This window comes from Enterobacter sp. SGAir0187 (genome assembly GCF_002952735.2).
Lineage (GTDB): Bacteria > Pseudomonadota > Gammaproteobacteria > Enterobacterales > Enterobacteriaceae > Enterobacter > Enterobacter quasiroggenkampii.
In genome coordinates this window covers 928,782-946,193 of sequence record NZ_CP025034.2, presented here as the reverse complement: position 1 = coordinate 946,193, position 17,412 = coordinate 928,782, and the positions used below count along the sequence as shown (strand labels likewise).

Sequence of the window (17,412 nt, the reverse complement as noted above, 5' to 3'; positions counted from 1 at the left end):
ACTGGAGTTGGGCGCCTTGACGTACCCTGTTTTGCCAGTTAAGGTGCCCTTCGTGCGCTAAGCATATTACGATTTCTTTTACCTGTAGACCTGATTATCATGGACAAATTTGACGCTAATCGCCGCAAACTGCTGGCGTTAGGTGGTGTTGCGCTTGGCGCAGCGGCCATCTTGCCAACGCCAGCATTTGCCACCCTCTCGACACCTCGTCCGCGAGTTTTAACGCTCAACAATCTTCATACCGGTGAGTCGTTAAAAGCGGAGTTCTTCGATGGCAGAGGCTATATTCAGGATGAATTAGCAAGACTTAACCATTTTTTCCGTGATTTCCGCGCGAATAAAATTAAAGCCATCGACCCAGGACTGTTTGATCAGCTTTTCCGCCTTCAGGGCCTGCTGGGCACCAGCAAGCCGGTGCAGCTTATTTCTGGTTATCGCTCGGTTGATACCAATAATGAACTGCGCGCCCACAGTCGCGGGGTAGCGAAAAAAAGCTATCACACGAAGGGCCAGGCAATGGATTTCCATATTGAGGGCGTTTCGTTAGCCAATATTCGCAAAGCTGCGTTATCTATGCGCGCAGGTGGTGTAGGATATTACCCCAGCAGCAACTTTGTGCATATTGATACCGGTCCGGTTCGGCACTGGTAATAACGAAACACAGGAGCAGTATGAACTATCGTATTATTCCGGTTACCGCGTTCTCCCAGAATTGTTCACTCATCTGGTGCGAACAAACTAAACTGGCCGCGCTTGTCGATCCCGGCGGTGACGCTGAGAAAATCAAGCAGGAAGTCGCCGACAGCGGCGTGACGCTCATGCAGATTTTACTGACGCATGGTCACCTCGACCATGTGGGCGCAGCGGCTGAACTGGCTGAACACTACGGCGTGCCGATTGTCGGTCCGGAAAAAGAAGATGAGTTCTGGCTGCAGGGATTACCTGCCCAAAGCCGCATGTTTGGCCTTGATGAGTGTCAGCCCCTGACGCCCGATCGCTGGCTGAATGAAGGAGAGCGCGTTAGCATAGGGAATGTGACTTTACAGGTGTTGCATTGTCCTGGGCATACGCCAGGCCATATCGTCTTCTTTGATGACCAGTCCCGTCTGCTGATCTCCGGCGATGTGATTTTCAAAGGTGGCGTAGGACGCAGCGATTTTCCGCGCGGCGATCACGGACAGCTGATTCAGTCGATTAAACAGAAGTTATTGCCGCTGGGTGATGATGTGACGTTTATCCCTGGGCACGGTCCGATGTCGACGCTGGGCTATGAACGGCTCCATAATCCGTTCCTTCAGGATGAAATGCCTGTCTGGTAATCCGCATAAAAAAAGCCTGCATAATGCAGGCTTTTTTATAGGCGCAAATTACAGTACGGCGACAATCGCTTCGCACAGCGGCGCCATGTTGTCAGGCGTCATGCCTGCAACGTTCACGCGGCCAGACGCCACGGCGTACACGCCGAACTCTTCGCGCAGACGCAGAACCTGCTCTTTGGTCAGGCCGCTGAAAGAGAACATGCCGTTCTGTTTGATGATAAAGCTGAAGTCGCGATCCGCGCCTTTCTCCGCCAGGGTGTTCACAAACAGCAGGCGCATGCGCTGGATACGCTGACGCATATCGTTCAGCTCTTGTTCCCAGATGGCGCGCAGCGCATCGTTGCTCAGGATAGTCGCAACGACGGACGCACCGTGTGCCGGCGGGTTAGAGTAGTTTGCGCGGATAACGGATTTCATCTGGCTGAACGCGCGATCGACGGTCTCATCATTAGCCGCAACCAGCGTACAGGCGCCTACACGCTCATTGTACAGACCAAAGTTCTTGGAATAGGAACTGGCAACGATCAGTTCCTGATGCACGGCTGCGAACGCGCGCAGGCCTTCGGCATCTTCTTCCAGACCACGGGCGAAGCCCTGGTAGGCAAAGTCAAACAGCGGCAGCCAGCCTTTCTCTACGGACAGCTTCGCCAGGTGTTCCCACTGCTCAAGCGTTGGATCGATACCGGTTGGGTTGTGGCAGCAGCCGTGGAACAGCACCACGTCACCTGCCTGCGCTTCGTTCAGGCTTGCCAGCAGGCCGTCAAAGTCCAGAGAGTGGTTTGCTGCGTCGTAGTAGGCGTATTCACGCACTTCCAGGCCCGCAGAGTTAAACACGCTCTTGTGGTTCGGCCAGCTTGGATTGCTTACCCAGACACGCTTCACAGAGGTGTTTTTCGCAAGGAAATCCGCCGCCACGCGCAGCGCGCCGGTACCGCCCGGGGTCTGAGCTGTACGGGCACGTTTGTCACTCACAATTGCACTGCCTTTACCGAACAGCAGCTCCTGGGTGCAGCGACCAAATTCAGGGATACCATCAATACCGAGGTAGTTTTTGGTGGTTTCGTTTTCCAGCAGATACTGCTCAGCTTTCTTAACGCTGGTCAGTACCGGGGTTTTGCCGGTTTCATCTTTATATACACCAATACCCAGGTTGATTTTGCCAGGGCGGTCGTCGGCACGAAACAGATCGGCCAGGCCCAGAATAGGGTCGGCAGGAGCGGCGGTAATGTTCTCAAACATGACGAAGTTCCATTGTGATTACAGAAGTGAAATCCGCTATCAGGTTAACGGTAGATTTACAAAATGCCAACCGTTTGCGACGAAAAGCGTGCGGCTTTTCAAAAGTCGCCATTATTTTCTGTCAGGCATAAAAAAACAGGGCCGAAGCCCTGTTCATTAAGCATATAACAAAGTGGTGTACTGATTAGAACTGGTAAACGAGACCCAGTGCTACGATGTCATCGTTGCTGATACCCAGTTTGTTGTCATCTTTCAGCTGGTTGATCTGGTAGTCAACATAGGTGGACATGTTTTTGTTGAAGTAGTAAGTCGCGCCAATGTCGATGTAGTTGATGAAATCTTCATCACCAATGCCTTCTACGTCTTTCGCTTTAGATTTGTAGTAAGCGATGGATGGACGCAGACCGAAGTCGAACTGATACTGAGCGACAACAGAGAAGTCCTGAGATTTGTTAGCGAAACCGCTGCTGCCCAAACGTGCGGCGTTGTGCATTTCGCCGTACAGCGCTGCCAGGTAAATGTTGTTTGCGTCATACTTCAGGCCAGTTGCCCACTGCTCAGCTTTATCGCCTTTACCCCAGGCCAGAGTCTGCTGGTTGTTGGTACGGTCAGCTGCGCCGTAAGCACCTACAACGCCAAAGCCTTCGAAATCATAGCTAACTGAAGTTGCCCAGCCGTCACCGTTAGAACGTACTGCATCAGCACGGTCATTTTTGCCCAGGTACTGAACGCCAAAGTTCAGACCGTCAACCAGGCCGAAGAAGCCGCTGTTACGGTAAGTCGCCAGACCACCATTACGGCTGGAGAAGAAGTTATCGCTCTTGCCAGTGTCGCCACCGAACTCTGGCAGCATATCGGTGATGCCGATTGCATCATACACCAGGCCATAGTTACGACCGTAGTCGAAGGAGCCTGCATCACCGAATTTCAGACCTGCGAACGCCAGACGGGTTTTGTTACCGGTCTGAGCATCGGCGCCTTCAGAGTTGTTACCCTGGAAGTTGTATTCCCATTGACCATAACCGGTCAGCTGGTCGTTAATTTTTGTTTCGCCTTTGAAGCCCAGACGAGCATAGGTCTGGTCGCCATCGTTGCTGTCATCATCAGAGAAGTAATGCAGACCAACCGCTTTCCCGTAAAGATCCAGTTTATTAGCGTCTTTGTTATAGATTTCTGCAGCGTTCGCTGCACCGGTTACCAGCAGGGCAGGGATTACCACTGCCAGAATATTGCGCTTCATCATTATTTATTACCCTCATTGGTTTTTTTATGACACTCGCCACTGCCGTCAATAAATTCTGTCAATAAATATTTCCGGAACTATTGATGAGAGTTTGGTGTCTTTATGTATCTGACAGGCATCTTTCCATTCGCCGAAGCGTTTCGCTAGCCTGAAAGTGCTACAATTCTCAAGATTAGGTAACCAAAAGAAAATATGTGTAACTAAATATGTATTTTTGGGAACTTTGTGAACCACCTCAAACTTCAGAGCGCCCTGGCGAATTAAGCGACAGGACATATCCTATATATATGAATTCCTTATGATTAATTTGGATAAAGGCATTTCATATAAACAGACGCTAAACGACTCGTTTTTTCTTATGGCGCCGAAAAGCCTTCTGGATGGCTGTAAAACTGGTTGAAATTTGTGCTATCGCTTGAGAATGTAATAATCGCAATAAGAATGAGGTTAATTTTTTGTGGCTGGATATTTCGCGGAAACAAAACGTAACAGGTAGCGGTTGTGACGGGGTAGTGGTTTAAAAACGCTGACTTTACGCTGACAAAAACTGACAGGGCAGAATAAAATAATGGCCAGCAAATGCTGGCCATTGTCGGTTGTGTTGCTTAGAAGCTGGCGTTGCGTGGTGTACGCGGGAACGGAATTACGTCACGCACGTTCTGAACGCCGGTCACGTAGGCGATCAGACGCTCGAAGCCCAGACCGAACCCAGCGTGCGGAACGGTGCCATAACGGCGCAGATCGCGGTACCAGCTGTAGTCCGCAGGGTTGAGACCCATCTCTTCCATACGCGCGTCCAGCACGTCAAGACGCTCTTCACGCTGTGAACCACCGATGATTTCACCGATGCCCGGCGCCAGGACGTCCATCGCTGCCACGGTTTTACCGTCTTCGTTAAGGCGCATATAGAAGGCCTTAATGTCTTTCGGGTAGTTTTTAACGACAACCGGCGCTTTGAAATGCTTCTCGGCCAGATAGCGCTCGTGCTCAGACGCCAGGTCTACGCCCCAGTAAACCGGGTTTTCGAACTTCTCTCCGCATTTCTCGAGGATCGCCACCGCGTCGGTGTAGTCCACCTGCGCAAAATCGGCAGAGACGAAGCGCTCCAGACGGGCTACTGCGTCGCTGTCTACGCGCTCGGCGAAGAATTTCATGTCGTCCGGACGCTCTTCCAGCACCGCTTTGAAGACATACTTCAGCATCGCTTCTGCCAGACCCGCGACATCGTCCAGGTTGGCGAACGCCACTTCAGGCTCCAGCATCCAGAATTCCGCCAGGTGACGGCTGGTGTTGGAGTTTTCGGCACGGAAGGTTGGGCCGAAGGTGTAGATCTTAGACAGCGCGCAGGCGTACGTTTCGCCGTTGAGCTGACCGGATACCGTCAGGAAGGCCTCTTTACCAAAGAAATCTTTGTCATAGTCCACTTTACCTTCCGGGGTGCGCGGCAGGTTTTCGAGATCCAGCGTAGAGACGCGGAACATCTCACCGGCGCCTTCCGTATCGGACGCGGTGATCAGCGGGGTAGACACCCAGAAATAACCCTGCTCATCGAAGAAACGATGCAGCGCCTGCGCCAGCGTATGACGTACGCGAGCAACCGCACCAATCAGGTTGGTACGTGGACGCAGGTGCGCCACTTCACGCAGATACTCAATGCTGTGACGTTTAGCCGCCATCGGATAGGTATCCGGGTCTTCAACCCAGCCGGTGACTTCAATGGCCGAAGCCTGAATTTCGAAACTCTGACCCTGACCCGGGGATGCCACGACCACGCCGGTGACAATAACGGAACAGCCCGTCGTCAGGTGCAGAACGTCATCATTGTAATTGGGCAGAGAATTATTAATGACGGCCTGTACAGGATCAAAGCAGGAACCGTCATAGACGGCAAGGAAGGAGATGCCAGCTTTAGAATCTCGGCGGGTACGCACCCATCCGCGCACGGTGACTTCCTGGTCAACGGCGACACGGCCCTGGAGTACGTCGGCTACAGGCACAACGCTCATAATATTCTCTCTGTTAATAGTCGGAAAAAATAAACACTTGTCCACCCTTATGGGGGGATATCTATGTTACCTGCCATCCGCTATCAGACAAGTAAATTTCGCAGTCAAAAGAGAAGAATTGAGAAATAAATAAGAAGAGGGGAGCCATGAAGGCTCCCTTAAGCGCTTAACTGGCTTTTTTGATCTGAGGAAGATCGAAGGCTTTGCGCAACGCGCGGACAAACGCCTTGTCATGGCAGATGGTTTTGCCCGGGCTGTCGGAGAGTTTCGCCACTGGCTTGCCGTTACATTCCACCAGCTTTATCACGATATTCAGAGGTTTTACCTGAGGAATGTCGCAGGTTAACCGGGTACCAATCCCAAAACTCAGGTTCACTCTGGCGTTGAAATGGCGATAGAGTTCGATGGCTTTCGCCAGATCGAGGTTATCGGAGAAGACCAGCACCTTGCTCATCGGGTCAATGCCCAGTTTCTCGTAATGGGCAATGGCCTTCTCTCCCCACTCAATCGGATCCCCTGAATCGTGGCGTAATCCCTGATAACGCTCTGCAAATTCAGGTCCAAAGTCGCGCAGGAAGGCATCCATCGTAATACAGTCGGTGAGGGCGATCCCGAGTTGATTCGGGTACTCCTCAAGCCATGCGGCCAGCGCCGCGCGCTGGCTGTTTGCCAGGTCAGGGCTGATCTGCTGATGCGCCTGGAACCACTCGTGTGCCTGGGTACCCATTGGCGTCAGGTTGAGGCGGCGGGCCAGATCGTAGTTACTGGTGCCCACGAACCATGGCTCCTGTTGCAGACGTTTAACGATGGCCTCCTGGACGTCGCGCGAAAAACGGCGACGGGTGCCAAAGTCCATCAGGCGGAAACGGGACATGTCCAGCCCTGCGGTCAGCGTGGAGAAGTCAGCGAGCTTGTTTTCCAGCGAGGCGACCGCCTGCGCTACGCCCGTTTCCGGTGAGCGATAGCGGTGAGCCAGTTCACTGATCACCGCCAGAAGCGGCACTTCCCACATGATCACTTCCCGCCACGGACCTTCAAGGCGAATATCCAGCTTGCCGTTATCGTTCACCACGGTGACCTGCTCCGGCCTATAGCGGAAATCGCGTAGCCAGTTCAGGTAGTCGGCTTTGAAGAAAGGCAGGCCAGAAAGCCACTGATATTCCTCGTCCTGCAGCGTCAGATGCTGCATAGCATTGACCTGTTCACGAATGGCGTCTGCGTAGATACCGAGCAAGTCGTCGCCACGACAGCGGAATTCCGCCGCGACATGAACGTCATAGTAATGGTGGAAAACGGCTTGCTGCATATGCAGTTTATACGCGTCGGTATCCAGCAACGTATGCAGAACTGGAGAAGCGAATTGAGTCATAGGTGCGCAGTAGCATCCTCTCACAGGAGCGTTTAGTACAATAAACAACTCCGGAGTATACCTTGTTTAGTGATTTATTGAACCCCGATCACAACATAAGCGCGTTTTATGGTCGAGGGCATTTTGTGCCCCGTGTTATACAAATGTAGCAAAAAAAGGTGTTGACCCTGAAAAGATGAACATTCTGCATAGCGCGTTTTGCGCAACAGGAATATATTGAAACGTTACTCGACAAACGATGCATAAGGTTTTCTATGACACAACAGCCACAAGCCAAATACCGCCACGACTACCGTGCGCCGGATTATCTGATTAGCGAAATCGATCTGACTTTTGACCTGGATGCCACTAAAACCGTTGTCACGGCGGTGAGTCAGGTGACGCGCCACAGCGCAACTGCCGTGCCGCTGCGTCTGGATGGCGAAGACCTGACGCTGGTCTCCCTGCATATTAATGATGAAGCCTGGTCGGACTATAAAGAAGAAAACAACCAGCTGGTCATCGACAACCTGCCGGATCAGTTTACGCTGCGCATCGTGAATGAAATCAGCCCGGCCGCCAACACCGCGCTGGAAGGGCTGTACCAGTCAGGCGTGGCGCTGTGTACCCAGTGTGAAGCGGAAGGGTTCCGCCACATTACCTGGTATCTCGACCGCCCGGACGTCCTGGCGCGCTTCACCACCAAGATCATCGCCGATAAAACCCTGTATCCCTTCCTGCTCTCCAACGGCAACCGCGTAGGTGAAGGCGAGCTGGAGAATGGCCGTCACTGGGTACAGTGGCAGGATCCCTTCCCGAAACCGTGCTACCTGTTTGCGCTGGTGGCGGGCGATTTCGACGTGCTGCGCGACACCTTCAAAACGCGCTCAGGCCGCGAGGTGGCGCTGGAGCTGTTTGTTGACCGCGGCAACCTTGACCGCGCGCCGTGGGCGATGACCTCCCTCATCAACTCCATGAAGTGGGACGAAGAGCGCTTCGGCCTCGAATATGACCTCGACATCTATATGATCGTCGCCGTTGATTTCTTCAACATGGGCGCAATGGAGAATAAAGGCCTGAACGTCTTTAACTCCAAATACGTGCTGGCGCGCACCGATACCGCAACGGACAAAGACTACCTCGATATCGAACGCGTCATCGGCCACGAATATTTCCACAACTGGACCGGTAACCGCGTCACCTGCCGCGACTGGTTCCAGCTGAGCCTGAAAGAAGGCCTGACCGTCTTCCGTGACCAGGAGTTCAGCTCCGATCTGGGGTCACGCGCGGTGAACCGCATCAACAACGTGCGAACCATGCGCGGCCTGCAGTTTGCGGAAGATGCCAGCCCAATGGCGCACCCGATCCGTCCGGATAAAGTCATCGAAATGAACAACTTCTACACCCTGACGGTGTATGAGAAAGGCGCTGAAATTATCCGCATGATCCACACTTTGCTGGGTGAAGAGAACTTCCAGAAAGGGATGCAGCTCTACTTCGAGCGTCATGACGGCAGCGCGGCCACCTGCGACGATTTTGTGCAGGCAATGGAAGATGCCTCTAATGTCGATCTCTCTCACTTCCGCCGCTGGTACAGCCAGGCCGGTACGCCGATTGTTACCGTCAAAGACGACTACAATCCGGAAACCGAGCAGTACACGCTGACCATCAGCCAGCGCACGCCGCCGACGGCAGAGCAGGAAGAGAAATACCCGCTGCATATTCCGTTCAGCATTGAGCTGTACGATAACGAAGGCAAAGTCATTCCACTGCAGAAGGGCGGCCACCCGGTACACCACGTGCTGAACGTGACCCAGGCCGAGCAGACCTTTATCTTCGATAACGTCTATTTCCAGCCGGTGCCTGCGCTGCTGTGTGAATTCTCCGCGCCAGTGAAGCTGGAGTACAAGTGGAGCGATCAGCAGCTGACGTTCCTGATGCGTCACGCGCGTAACGACTTCTCCCGCTGGGATGCCGCGCAAAGCCTGCTGGCGACCTACATCAAGCTCAACGTAAACCGTCATCAGCAGGGCCAGCCGCTGTCGCTGCCTGTTCACGTAGCTGACGCGTTCCGCGCAATCCTGCTGGATGAGAAGATTGACCCGGCGCTCGCCGCTGAAATTCTGACCCTGCCGTCAGCAACGGAAATCGCGGAGTTGTTCGAGATTATCGATCCAATCGCGATCGTGGCGGTGCGTGAAGCGCTGACCCGTACGCTGGCTGCTGAGCTGGCGGACGAGTTCCTTGCCATTTATAACGCCAACAAGCTTGACGCTTATCGCGTTGAGCATGCGGACATCGGTAAACGTTCTCTGCGTAACACCTGCCTGCGCTATCTGGCGTTTGGTGAAACCGAGCTGGCGAACACCCTGGTGAGCAAGCAGTATCACGAGGCGGATAACATGACCGACGCGCTGGCCGCGCTGGGCGCAAGCGTTGCCGCCGAACTGCCGTGCCGCGATGCGCTGATGCAGGAGTACGACGACAAGTGGCATCAGGATGGCCTGGTGATGGACAAGTGGTTCATCCTGCAGGCGACCAGCCCGGCGGCCGATGCGCTCAGCAACGTGCGCAGCCTGCTGAAGCATCGTTCCTTTACCCTGAGCAACCCAAACCGCGTGCGTTCGCTGATTGGCGCGTTTGCCAGCAGCAATCCGGCCGCGTTCCACGCCGAAGACGGCAGCGGTTATCAGTTCATGGTGGAAATGCTGACCGAGCTGAACAGCCGTAACCCGCAGGTGGCGTCGCGTCTGATTGAGCCGCTGATCCGTCTGAAACGCTACGATACGAAGCGTCAGGCGAAGATGCGTGCCGCGCTTGAGCAGCTGAAAGGGCTGGAAAATCTGTCTGGTGATTTGTACGAGAAGATCGCCAAAGCGTTAGCGTAAAATAAGTTAACCCTCCCTCTCCCCGTGGGAGAGGGCCGGGTGAGGGCATCAGGCATTAGCCTTAGCTCGCTGTAACTCTATGCTCCCGCGCTTCATCACTCGATCTAATACCTCAGCTTCGAGCTCCGCCAGTCTTGCCGAACCCACGCGACGAGGCCGCGGAAGATCCACCGTCAGATCCAGACCGATTTTCCCGTCCTCTATTAACAGCACCCGGTCCGCCATTGCGACGGCTTCGCTCACGTCATGCGTCACCAGCAGTACCGTAAAGCCGTGCGCCTGCCACAGGGATCCAATCAAATCCTGCATTTCGATTCGCGTCAGGGCGTCGAGCGCACCCAGCGGTTCATCGAGCAACAGCAGTCCCGGACGGTGAATTAACGCCCGCGCCAGCGCCACGCGCTGCTTCTGTCCACCCGAAAGGGCAGCAGGCCATTCATCGGCTCGATTTTCCAGCCCAACGGCGGCCAGCGCCTGACGGGCTTCATCCCGCCAGCTGCCCTTAAGGCCGAGCCCGACATTGTCGATAACCGTTTTCCACGGCAGCAGGCGCGCGTCCTGGAACATCATGCGAGTATCGTCCCGGATATTCGCAAGCGGCGTTGTCCCTGCCAGAATGTCGCCGCCGTTGGGGGCTTCCAGTCCGGCCAGTAGCCGTAGCAGCGTACTCTTGCCGCCGCCGCTCCGCCCGACAACGGCCACAAACTGCCCGGCGGGAATATGCAGATCCAGCCCGTTAAGAATGGTATTTTCGCCGTAGCGTTTGGTGACGCCGTTCAGCAGTAACGGGGTCCCCTGATTCAGTCGTGCCGTATTCATGCTTTCGCCTCCTGGAGGGTATAGGCTGGGTTCCAGCGCAGCCAGCTGCGCTCCAGCCACTGGGCGCTGACGTCAGCGAGTTTGCCGAGCAGGGCATAAAGGATAATGGCAACTACCACCACGTCCGTTTGCAGGAATTCACGGGCGTTCATCGCCAGGTAGCCAATCCCGGAGTTAGCTGAGATGGTTTCCGCCACAATCAGCGTCAGCCACATCAGGCCGAGCGCAAAACGCACGCCGACCATAATGGAGGGCAGGGCGCCCGGCAGAATCACATGAATAAAGAGGGAAAAACCCGATAAGCCGTAGCTGCGCGCCATCTCCACCAGACCACGATCGATATTGCGGATGCCGTGCCAGGTATTGATGTAAATCGGGAACAGCGTGCCCAGCGCCACAAGGAAGATCTTGGCGCTCTCATCAATTCCAAACCACAAAATGACCAGCGGGATCAGCGCCAGATGCGGCACATTACGCAGCATCTGGATGGAGGTATCCAGCAGCCGTTCACCCCAGCGTGAAAGGCCGCTGATCAGGCCCAGGATCAGCCCGATACTGCCGCCGATGGAAAACCCGATCACGGCGCGCCAGGAGCTGATCGCCAGGTGCTGCCACAGCTCTCCGCTAACGCTCAGCGACCAGAACGCTTCTACAACGCCCTCCGGAGAGGGCAGAATGCGGCTCGACAGCCAGCCGGTAGACGATGCGAGCTGCCAGAACGCCACAATGCCGACGGGTAAAAACCACGGCGCGGCGCGCAGCAGCCATTTTTGTGAGGTGGCAGACATGGTCACTCCTTAGCTCTGTGCGGCTTTGCGTGGAATGAATTCGTTCGCCACGGCTTCACCCTGAAGCTGAAGCCGCTGCGGCTGTGGAATTTCCGGAATGGCGACATCCAGATGCGGGAATAACAGCTCGCCCACCTTGTACGCCTCTTCCAGATGCGGATAGCCGGAGAGAATAAAGCTGTCGATGCCCAGCTCGGCGTATTCATTAATTCGCGCGGCCACGGTCGGGCCGTCGCCGACCAGCGCTGTGCCCGCACCGCCACGTACCAGGCCGACGCCCGCCCACAGGTTCGGGCTGATCTCCAGGTTCTCGCGCTTGCCGTTGTGCAGGGACGCCATTCGGTGCTGTCCGACGGAGTCGGTTTTGGCAAATGCGGCCTGGGCTCTGGCGATCGTTTCATCATCCAGATGCGAGATCAGGCGGTCCGCCGCCTGCCAGGCTTCTTCATTGGTTTCGCGAACAATCACATGCAGGCGAATGCCGAAGCGCACCTTGCGGCCATGGGCGGCCGCTTTCGCGCGGACCTGGGCAATTTTTTCTTTCACCAGCGCAGGCGGTTCGCCCCAGGTCAGATAGAGATCGACCTGCTCTGCCGCCAGATCCTGAGCCACATCCGACGATCCGCCAAAATAGAGCGGCGGGCGCGGCTGCTGCACCGGCGGGAAGTAGAGTTTCGCGTCACGCACGTGAATATGCTTGCCTTCAAAGGTGACGGTTTCACCTTCCAGCAGACGTCGCCAGACGCGGGTGAACTCGGCGGAGGCTTCATAGCGCTCGGTATGGTCGAGGAATACTCCATCGCCCGCCAGCTCCTGCGGATCGCTGCCCGTCACCAGGTTAAACAGGGCGCGGCCGTTGGACAGTCTGTCCAGCGTTGCCGCCTGACGCGCCGCCACGGTGGGGGAGACCACGCTCGGGCGTAACGCAACCAGGAATTTCAGACGCTGAGTGACCGGGATCATCGACGCGGCGACCAGCCACGCATCTTCACATGACCGTCCGGTCGGGATCAGCACCCCGGTGAAACCGATTCGGTCTGCTGCCTGCGCAATCTGCTGCAGGTAGCCATGGTCAACCGGGCGCGAACCCTCTTCTGTACCAAGATAGTGTCCATCACCGTGGGTGGGTAAAAACCAGAAAAGATTCAGACTCATGATTTAGCTCCTTCTTTGCCTGCGGGCTGCCAGATGCGTTCGCGAATAGTGACCTGTTTCGGTACCAGGTGGTTTTGATAGAAAAGGTCAGCCGTTTGTTGCTGAAGCGCGGCGACGTGGGCGTCCACGGGCGTGATGGTGGTCGGTGGACGGTGGTTGAGATAGCTCGCGATCACCGGCTCAGGTAAGCCCATGGTTTTCGCCAGCAGGGTAATGCTCTCCTGGCGCTGGCTCTGAGTCAGGGCATCGGCCTGGGTAAAGGTATCCAGCACGCCCTGAATAAATGCGCCGTTCTTTTCCGCATAAGGGCGCGCGGCCAGATAGAACGAGCCGGTTTGCTTCAGCGTGGTGCCGTCTTTCAGCACGCGAACGCCGCCCTGCAGTAATGCGGCGGAGTAGTACGGATCCCAGATGGCCCAGGCATCAACGTTCTTCTGCTGGAACGCGGCGCGCGCGTCGGCAGGCGTCAGGTAAACAGGCTGAATGTCAGTGAACTTGAGCCCGGCCTCTTGCAGGGCACGCAGCAACAGGTTGTGTGAGCTGGAACCTTTCTGGAATGCGACCTTATGGCCTTTGAGATCGGCGACACTTTTAATATCGCTGTTTTCAGGCACCAGGATCACCTCGGCCTTCGGCTTGGGCGGCTCAACGCCTACATAGACGAGGTCCGCTCCCGCCGCCTGGGCAAATATCGGCGGAATATCGCCCGTGCTGCCGAGATCGATACTGCCCACGTTCAGGGCCTCCAGCATCTGCGGGCCAGCAGGGAACTCCACCCAGGAGAATTTGGTGTCCGGGAAGCGTTTTTCCAGCAGCTGGTGGCTTTTTGCCAGCACCATGCTGACGCTGCCTTTCTGATAGCCGATACGTAAGCTGTCCGGAGCCGTTTCTGCGGCATGGGCCAGCGAGGTAAATGCCATCAAACCGGCCAGTCCGATGCGGGTTAAGGTTTTAAACATGGGCGACTCCTTGAGGCTGACCAAACGCCGGGGCCTGGATATCCCGGCGATGCAGGGCATGCCAGAAGGTTTCCAGTGCGTTATCGAGGCGGGTTTGCAGGTTGGGCGTAAAGTGAGGTTTGTGCTGATAGTCGATAACCTGTGAGTCATCGGCGAAAACGCCGTGGAGGATCTCCTGCGCTTTCAGCGCGTTCAGCACCGGCTTCAGGGCGTAATCCACGGCCAGTAAATGGGCAACCGTTCCGCCCGTTGCCAGCGGCAGCACCACCTTTCCGTCCAGCGCGCGTTCCGGAAGCAGATCGAGCAGGGTTTTCAGCGCCCCGGAAAAAGAGGCTTTATAAATCGGCGTTGCCACGATCAGGCCGTCCGCGCCGTTAAGTTGTTCAATGAGGGTTTTCAGCGCGGGGCTGTCGAAACGGGCGTAGAGCAAATCTTCAGGTTCGAAGTTATGCAGGTTCCAGTGGCACACTTCCACATCCAGAGCATTCAGTTTTTCACGGGCATATTCCAGCAGGGCGCTGGAGCGCGACGGGAATCGTGGACTTCCGGCCAGGGTAATGACGCGCATACTTCCTCCTTATAACTAATTGTTTGCTTTTATCTAACATTCATAACAATTTTATGGAGTGTGACACCGCGCGTTTATTCCACTAAATGATTTATCTGCAATTAAAATGCGAAAAAGTGCATAAGAAATAGACGGGGAGGTAAACGATTGCGTTTTACGCTGATTTTTTGCCGCAGGTCAATTCCCTTTCGCGCCGGGATCGCCCATAATCCCCTCCCGGTTTGCACACCGGGAATCCAGGAGAGTTCATGTACTACCCCTTCGTTCGTAAAGCCCTTTTCCAGCTCGACCCTGAGCGCGCTCATGAATTGACATTCCAGCAATTACGTCGTATTACCGGAACGCCTCTGGCCGCACTGGTGCGCCAGCATGTGCCGGTAAAACCTGTGCAGTGCATGGGGCTGACCTTTAAAAATCCGCTGGGTCTGGCGGCCGGTCTGGACAAAAACGGCGAGTGCATTGATGCCCTGGGCGCGATGGGCTTTGGCTCCATTGAAATCGGCACCGTTACCCCGCGCCCGCAGCCGGGAAATGACAAGCCGCGCCTGTTCCGACTGGTGGAAGCCGAAGGGCTGATCAACCGCATGGGCTTCAATAACCACGGTGTTGATCACCTCGTAGAGAACGTTAAAAAAGCCCACTTCGACGGAATTCTGGGCATCAATATCGGCAAAAATAAAGACACGCCGGTCGAGCAGGGTAAAGATGACTATCTGATTTGTATGGAAAAAGTCTACGCCTATGCCGGTTATATTGCGGTGAATATTTCTTCTCCCAATACCCCGGGGCTGCGATCCTTACAATATGGTGAGGCGCTGGACGATCTTCTGAGTGCCATTAAAAATAAACAAAATGAACTCCAGTCGATCCACCATAAATATGTTCCGGTCGCGGTTAAGATCGCGCCGGATCTTTCTGCCGAAGAATTGATCCAGGTTGCCGACAGTTTAGTTCGTCATAATATTGATGGTGTGATTGCGACCAATACCACCCTCGATCGCTCCCTCGTGCAGGGAATGAAAAACTGTGACGAAGCGGGGGGGTTAAGCGGCCGTCCGGTGCAATTAAAAAGCACCGAAATTATTCGTGCTCTGTCTGCGGAATTAAATGGCCGTCTGCCGATTATTGGCGTCGGTGGTATTGACTCGGTGATTGCTGCGCGCGAGAAGATGGCAGCGGGTGCGTCACTGGTGCAAATCTATTCCGGCTTTATTTTTAAAGGGCCGCCGCTGATTAAAGAAATCGTTACTCATATCTAATCTTTTCTCTTAATCAGACAACCAGGGCTTTATTTCCAGCCCTGGTTGTTTTATATTCCGTCACTGTTGCTTATTTAGACATTATAGTCTTTTATTAATGGTGTTATAAACGAAGCGGCGATCAGGACATTTTTAGTACAGGACGTTTCGGGGACGGGAGAGAAACATGCGAATTAAACCTGACGATAACTGGCGCTGGTATTTTTGCGACGAGCATGACCGAATGATGCTCGACTTAGCCAATGGCATGTTGTTTCGCTCTCGTTTTGCCCGCCGAATGTTAACCCCGGACGCCTTTTCCCCGTCAGGCTTTTGCGTTGATGACGCGGCGCTGTATTTCTCCTTTGAGGAAAAATGTCGCGATCTGGTGCTCTCGAAAGAGCAGCGTGCCGAGCTGGTATTAAATGCGCTGGTGGCTATTCGTTTTCTGAAACCGCAAATGCCAAAGAGCTGGCATTTCCTGCCGCACGGCATGAACTGGACCCCGGCAACGGGTGATGCGGCCAGCGTCAATCTGAGCGATACCGCAGAAGAGGTGAGCCTGCTGGTGGTGGAGCCCGGCGAAAATGCCGCGCTCTGTTTGCTGGCCCAGCCCGGCGTGACGATTGCCGGGCGGACAATGCAGCTTGGGGATGCCATTAAGGTTATGAACGACAGGCTGAAGCCCCAGCTTCGCGTGGATGCCTTCAGCCTCGAGCAGGCGGTTTAAGCTTCCAGCTGTACGGACGTTTTAGGGACGCAGCTACAGCACAGAATTGTGCCGTCATTTCCAATTGCCGATTTTTTCAACGCACTCACTTCGCCATCCACCAGCCTGATGCGGCAGCATCCGCAAATTCCCGCGCGACAGGAATAGGGGATGCGGATCCCTGCTTGTTCCAGCTGCTCAAGCAACACCTGCTGGTTATTACCCCGGATCACGTTGCCCTGCCAGTGAATCTCTACCGCAGCGGCGACGTTTGTCTCAACGTCGACAAACTCCTCTTCCTGACCCGAGCCGTAAACCCTTGCTGGCCCGCGGGCGAGAATTTCAACCTCATCGCCTACGCGGATCGCGCCGCTGGAGCGTGGGATCAGGTTCTGGCCGAAATCGACATCGCCATTATCCTGCGCGGTGCGGAATGACTGCAGCGTCTTCAACGGTTCGCCGGAAGGGTGCTTCTGGCCTTTCTCCGGGCTGACCGTGGTGAAAATGCAGCGGCTGCACGGCTTCACCACGTCAAAAATGACGCTGCCAATGCGGATCACTTTCCAGGTATCTTCGTCCCAGGCCTCTGCGCCCGTCACCACCAGGTTCGGACGGAACTGTTCCATCTGAACGCTGGCTTTGCAGCGGCCTTGTAAATCACGCAGCGAGGCTTCGTTGGTCAGCAGGAACGGGAAGCCATCGGCGAAGGAAAGAGGAACGGCGTCGTGGCGCTTCACGCGACGCATCAGTTCAGGCCCAACCCAGCGCAGCTGCACGTCACGGGAAAAGAAGCCGCTCAGCCAGCGGTTAATCTCATCCGGGGCGATGCGCGCGGTAAAATGGTTACCCCACACTTCCGTTGGCGCATCGACGGGCGCAAAATCAGCAAAGCGAATCACCGCGCTGGAACCGTCCGGCGCGGTAAGGTGCAAACCGTCGTGAAGCGGGGAAGGGGTAAAACGAACCATCTGAGGGAACTGGCGTGCGGTAATGAACGTACCGTCAGGCTCGGTGACCATAAAAATACGATCGAAGGCAAATCCGCTCATGTCGGCCAGCGCGTGAGAGACGCCGATGCCGCGCATGGATTTCACCGGATGAATAAAAAGCCTGGATAACGTCGCCACTGCACA

General features: G+C 55.2%; 15 protein-coding genes. 5 read left to right on the top strand and 10 right to left on the bottom strand.

The features are described 5' to 3' along the window. The first annotated feature begins 99 nt into the window (after nt 1–99). On the top strand, nt 100–651 hold the full coding sequence (locus tag CWR52_RS04655) for a YcbK family protein (protein ID WP_014169403.1): 552 nt from the start codon (nt 100–102) through the stop codon (nt 649–651). Nucleotides 652–671: 20 nt separating this feature from the next. Further along, nucleotides 672–1,319: an MBL fold metallo-hydrolase gene (locus CWR52_RS04650; protein ID WP_008499950.1), complete on the top strand. Its 648-nt coding sequence runs from the start codon at nt 672–674 to the stop codon at nt 1,317–1,319. A gap of 48 nt (nt 1,320–1,367) precedes the next feature. On the opposite strand, the gene aspC is transcribed toward CWR52_RS04650, so the two are convergent. From aspC to pncB, 4 genes are all read right to left on the bottom strand, one after another. Beyond that, the gene (gene aspC, locus CWR52_RS04645; RefSeq protein ID WP_045908377.1) at nt 1,368–2,558 is read right to left on the bottom strand and encodes an aspartate transaminase; all 1,191 of its coding nucleotides are present in this window, start codon (nt 2,556–2,558) and stop codon (nt 1,368–1,370) included. Between the two features lie 184 nt (nt 2,559–2,742). Beyond that, nucleotides 2,743–3,801: a porin OmpF gene (ompF, locus tag CWR52_RS04640; RefSeq protein WP_104948975.1), complete on the bottom strand. Its 1,059-nt coding sequence runs from the start codon at nt 3,799–3,801 to the stop codon at nt 2,743–2,745. Nucleotides 3,802–4,406: 605 nt separating this feature from the next. Then, on the bottom strand, nt 4,407–5,807 hold the full coding sequence (asnS, locus tag CWR52_RS04635) for an asparagine--tRNA ligase (RefSeq protein ID WP_023615887.1): 1,401 nt from the start codon (nt 5,805–5,807) through the stop codon (nt 4,407–4,409). A gap of 166 nt (nt 5,808–5,973) precedes the next feature. After that, nucleotides 5,974–7,176: a nicotinate phosphoribosyltransferase gene (pncB, locus tag CWR52_RS04630; RefSeq protein WP_104948974.1), complete on the bottom strand. Its 1,203-nt coding sequence runs from the start codon at nt 7,174–7,176 to the stop codon at nt 5,974–5,976. 254 nt (nt 7,177–7,430) lie between these two features. Here pncB and pepN point away from each other — a divergent pair, with 254 nt between their 5' ends. Then, nucleotides 7,431–10,043 (top strand): aminopeptidase N, encoded by a 2,613-nt coding sequence (pepN, locus tag CWR52_RS04625; protein WP_104948973.1) that lies wholly within the window; start codon nt 7,431–7,433, stop codon nt 10,041–10,043. A 48-nt stretch (nt 10,044–10,091) separates the two neighbouring features. Here pepN and ssuB read toward each other — a convergent pair whose 3' ends face one another. Genes ssuB through ssuE form a run of 5 tightly spaced genes read right to left on the bottom strand, consistent with a single transcriptional unit; the run spans nt 10,092 to nt 14,332 of the window. Next, a complete protein-coding gene (gene ssuB / locus CWR52_RS04620) occupies nt 10,092–10,862 on the bottom strand; it encodes an aliphatic sulfonates ABC transporter ATP-binding protein (protein ID WP_104948972.1) in 771 nt (256 codons plus the stop codon). Beyond that, a complete protein-coding gene (gene ssuC, locus CWR52_RS04615) occupies nt 10,859–11,650 on the bottom strand; it encodes an aliphatic sulfonate ABC transporter permease SsuC (protein ID WP_104948971.1) in 792 nt (263 codons plus the stop codon). Before ssuC ends, ssuB begins: the two co-directional genes overlap by 4 nt. Before the next feature lie 9 nt (nt 11,651–11,659). After that, nucleotides 11,660–12,805 carry an FMNH2-dependent alkanesulfonate monooxygenase gene (gene ssuD, locus CWR52_RS04610; protein WP_024907776.1) on the bottom strand — a complete coding sequence of 382 codons (1,146 nt, stop codon included), beginning with the start codon at nt 12,803–12,805 and terminating at the stop codon, nt 11,660–11,662. After that, on the bottom strand, nt 12,802–13,764 hold the full coding sequence (locus tag CWR52_RS04605) for a sulfonate ABC transporter substrate-binding protein (protein WP_104948970.1): 963 nt from the start codon (nt 13,762–13,764) through the stop codon (nt 12,802–12,804). Before CWR52_RS04605 ends, ssuD begins: the two co-directional genes overlap by 4 nt. Then, nucleotides 13,757–14,332 (bottom strand): NADPH-dependent FMN reductase, encoded by a 576-nt coding sequence (gene ssuE, locus CWR52_RS04600; RefSeq protein WP_008499940.1) that lies wholly within the window; start codon nt 14,330–14,332, stop codon nt 13,757–13,759. The genes CWR52_RS04605 and ssuE overlap by 8 nt, the downstream gene beginning before the upstream one ends. 248 nt (nt 14,333–14,580) lie before the next feature. Here ssuE and pyrD point away from each other — a divergent pair, with 248 nt between their 5' ends. Together pyrD and zapC are read left to right on the top strand one after the other, a co-directional pair. Further along, nucleotides 14,581–15,591 carry a quinone-dependent dihydroorotate dehydrogenase gene (pyrD, locus tag CWR52_RS04590; RefSeq protein WP_023618346.1) on the top strand — a complete coding sequence of 337 codons (1,011 nt, stop codon included), beginning with the start codon at nt 14,581–14,583 and terminating at the stop codon, nt 15,589–15,591. Between the two features lie 166 nt (nt 15,592–15,757). Further along, nucleotides 15,758–16,300 carry a cell division protein ZapC gene (zapC, locus tag CWR52_RS04585; RefSeq protein WP_032651189.1) on the top strand — a complete coding sequence of 181 codons (543 nt, stop codon included), beginning with the start codon at nt 15,758–15,760 and terminating at the stop codon, nt 16,298–16,300. Here the strand turns inward: zapC and CWR52_RS04580 are convergent. Then, nucleotides 16,297–17,406 (bottom strand): YcbX family protein, encoded by a 1,110-nt coding sequence (locus tag CWR52_RS04580; protein WP_104948969.1) that lies wholly within the window; start codon nt 17,404–17,406, stop codon nt 16,297–16,299. The genes zapC and CWR52_RS04580 overlap by 4 nt on opposite strands. Between the last annotated feature and the right edge of the window lie 6 nt (nt 17,407–17,412).